3 protein-coding genes and 1 pseudogene are annotated in these 3,456 nt (G+C 45.9%); 2 read left to right on the top strand and 2 right to left on the bottom strand.

Features of this window, described 5'->3' with window-relative positions; genetic code table 11:
• A partial coding sequence (locus tag IQ224_RS22690; protein WP_194033522.1) for a GNAT family N-acetyltransferase occupies nt 1-1,168 on the bottom strand: 1,168 nt, incomplete at its 3' end.
• A 211-nt stretch (nt 1,169-1,379) separates the two neighbouring features.
• Here IQ224_RS22690 and IQ224_RS22685 point away from each other — a divergent pair.
• Nucleotides 1,380-1,886, top strand: a complete 507-nt coding sequence (locus tag IQ224_RS22685; protein ID WP_002741066.1) for a hypothetical protein — start codon at nt 1,380-1,382, stop codon at nt 1,884-1,886.
• Nucleotides 1,887-1,894: 8 nt separating this feature from the next.
• A complete protein-coding gene (locus IQ224_RS22680) occupies nt 1,895-2,302 on the top strand; it encodes an MAPEG family protein (protein ID WP_002741065.1) in 408 nt (135 codons plus the stop codon).
• Between the two features lie 90 nt (nt 2,303-2,392).
• Here IQ224_RS22680 and IQ224_RS22675 read toward each other — a convergent pair.
• A pseudogene (locus IQ224_RS22675) lies at nt 2,393-3,271 on the bottom strand (adenosine deaminase); the annotation flags it as partial.
• Nucleotides 3,272-3,456 lie beyond the last annotated feature (185 nt).

The raw sequence follows: 3,456 nt of genomic DNA, 5'->3' as shown, positions 1-3,456 counted from the left end.
AGTCTAGGGGGGGATTATTGGGCCATTTTAACCAAGACATCCGACTAGGGATGGGAGTTCGCGGCACCGGTTGTAAACCCTGCAGCATTTCTGCTAGGGCGGAATTTTCCGGCTTAGTTTCGCGGATTTTGTGCCATACCGAGCGCGACATCATCAGGGTGTGGGAACTGCGGATTGCTCCCAATTGTTCCAGATATTCCCGTCTTTCGTGCTGATAATCAGCCGATATCAACTCTAGCGATCGAGGGGGATACTTGCGCGTGATCTGGGCCATCTGGATTAATAACTTAGGATAGAGCCAAGTGTAGGCGGGATGGACAATTAATTTCGCTTGATGGGGTCGCTCATCCCGATTAGATAGAATTAATTCAAAATAACCGATCGCCGCTTTTCGTTGCGGTTCAAAAACGTAACCGCGACTAATTTGCGGACCGCCGCACCAACTCTGACAGCGACCGAACAAACTATCAACTAAACTGATTTTAAAATCCTGGATATGGCGATCAAATACCTGACGCAGTAGCGGCGGCATAGACACACAATCTAACTGATAAAGCAATTGAGCGTCAGCATTGCTCACAGGCAGTAAATTCGGTAAATCTGCCTCTTGTTTGCTCAATTCCTGTAATAATTGCGGCGGTAAAGACCAATAGGTTAATTCTGCCAAAGGCTGAAAACCGTGTTGCCGGAAAAGTGCCAAACTGTCCTTTTGATTGATATTAACCTCTAACACCCAGGTGCGGGCTTCCCAAACCGTTTCTAGACAATAACGCAGTAATTGCGCCCCGATGCCCTTGGGTTCGCCTAAAGACTCCCCTGGATGCACCCGCACCTGTTCCACCCGCCAAGTGCTGCGACTACTATTAAAAGGAGTGACTTGGATAGCCCCGCGAATTTTCCCTTCTTCTCCCTGATTAGCCAAGGACTCGGCCACATAGACATGAAAACGGTGTTGGAGAGGATTGGGAAAAAAACTGAGAATTTTAAACAACCCAAACCAAGGCCGCACCTGCTGCACCTGGGTGCGGAAATTTTGGGCGCGACGATCAATATCCTCATCGAAGTCATCCAGGGTTAAAGCTTCAATGTCTTCCAAATCCCGATACTGTACGGGACGGATTGGGCGATCGCTGAAATCGTCCCCTTGGGGAACAGGAGAAGTGGTCATGGCTCTGGGGTAAATATCGTCTATGCACCTATCTTACCGCAGAATCTAGAGGCACTTCCCCACCAATAACAATTTCTGACGGCTCAAGGAGACTGCCACAGAAAGGACACCTCGATGAGCATCTGGGGTTTTTTGGGCCAAATTTCCAATCATGACAATTCGATGCTACAATAACGGACGGTTAATCAGTCCGAATTTGCAGTAAAAGTCTTTGAGTCAATCTGTAGATACCACTAACACCCTAGACACTCTAGCTCAAGAACTAGCCGCCATTCAGCAGACCGGTTCTAAGCGCGTCGCCTTATTGGGTTCCCGTCACGTTCCCATCACACACCAGCAATTGATCGAAATGATGGCCTATGCCCTCGTGCTGGCGGGCAATCGGATTATGACCTCCGGGGCGACGGGAACCAATTCCGCCGTCATTAAGGGGGCAATGCGGGCAGATCCTAATCTGTTAACCGTGATCTTACCCCAAAGTCTCGATCGCCAGCCCCTGGAATCCCAAGAACAACTTCAGCAGGTTATCCATCTGGTGGAATGTCCCGAAAATGACCATCTATCCCTAGGGGAAGCCAGCAGCCTCTGTAATCGGGAGATTATCAATCGTTGTCAACAGTTAATCTGTTTTGCTTTCCACGACAGTCAGACTCTTTTGCAAACCTGCGCGGAAGCAGAAGATCAACGCAAGCTAGTTACCCTATTTTATTTTGACTAAATTCAGCGATGAATCTCTCCGTCAGTGCCATTCTTCTCTATTCGATAGTGGCTGCCGCTATCTCTGTCTATCTACCTTTTCTGCTGGTGGCCTACGCTAGAGCTAAGGTGGGTTACAATACCTCCGCTCCCCGGGCAATGTTCGATCAACTCCCATACTACGCCAAACGAGCAACTTGGGCCCATCAAAATGGTTTTGAAACCTTTATGATCTATAGTGCCGCCGCTATCATGGCCTACGTCACAGGAGTCTCCTCACCCCTGGCTGCTAACTGTGCGATCGCTTTTGTGATCCTCCGGCTTCTATTTTCCCTTTTTTATATCATTAATATCCCGATCGCTCGTTCCCTGATGTTCGGTCTCGGTTCTCTGTGTACTTATACTCTCTTTGGCTTGAGTTTAATCAAGATTCAGTAGAATTCCCGAAACCCGATGCAGGAGAGTGGAAAAACGCTATAGTTCGGGAGCGGTAAAGAATTTGCTTAACCCAAACTATAGTTAATTGTGTTACTGATAAACCGGTAATTTGGGATTATCTACTGATAACAAACCGGTTAAAAGTGAGGAGGGTTTTTGACTATAGGGCCAGGCAAAAGCATGGCGAAAAGCCGCATCTTGACAAGCTTGTAATTGTCGGAAATCGATCACATCTAGGGTGAGTAAATTCTCGTACTCGAAGGGCAGCCGGACATTGTGTAAACCAGCATTATCGGTACAGATAGCAATATCAACCCCCGCTTCAAAACAGCGATCAAAGACTATCTTTAATTGCGATAAACTTTCGAGGGTGCCAGTTTTTAAATAGGTGGTGGGACAGACTTCTAAACATTGATGACGACGGGCAACTTCCGGCAGCAATTCTGGGTATTGTAGGGGAATTTGAATACCGTGACCAATTCTTTGCAGATAGGGCAGTAATTGGGGATAACAACCGTTCTTTGTTTCATAAAGATGACCGGTGGTATTTAAACCCTCTTCCCTGGCATGACTGTATAAACCAGCAAATTCCTCTAGTCGAGTTTGGTAGTAGGAATCACCTCCAGCAATATCGATCGCACAGACGTATTCTCTCATCTCTAGGGCCAGATCAACGATCGCTTTGTTGACTTCGTAGGGAAGTCGCGAGTGCATACAGAGAATTTGACTGGTAATAATCGGATATTCGCTCATTTTCGAGGCTTGACCAACGATCTCGACAATTGATCGCATTTGCTCGATTCGCTCTGTCTGGTTCAAATATTCGTCGGTGCGATAGTAGGGAGTATAGCGCAATTCTAAATAGGCAAGATTCTCGAAGATATAAGCACCGCGAATCAGACGATAGATAAAATAGGGCAAAGTTTGGGCGGTTTGGACACTTTCGACAAGGGTGTGTAATTCTAAACAGCAATTCTCATTTTGAAAAAAATTCAGATAAAATTCTCTTATTTAAATAGAGAACTTGTGTAGAAGCATTATTTTTTGACAGATAATTATCATCCAACGCTGGAGATAGACAGGTTTTAAGAACTTTGTCCATGAAAAATCGATTTCAACTCATAAATCTGGATGAAATTCTAACAAAATTTTTA

It is taken from the genome of Microcystis sp. LEGE 00066 (genome assembly GCF_015207925.1).
In the GTDB taxonomy this organism is placed as follows: domain Bacteria; phylum Cyanobacteriota; class Cyanobacteriia; order Cyanobacteriales; family Microcystaceae; genus Microcystis; species Microcystis ichthyoblabe_A.
The sequence above is the reverse complement of the archived record's forward strand: the minus strand, read 5'-3'. Positions and strand labels throughout refer to the sequence as shown.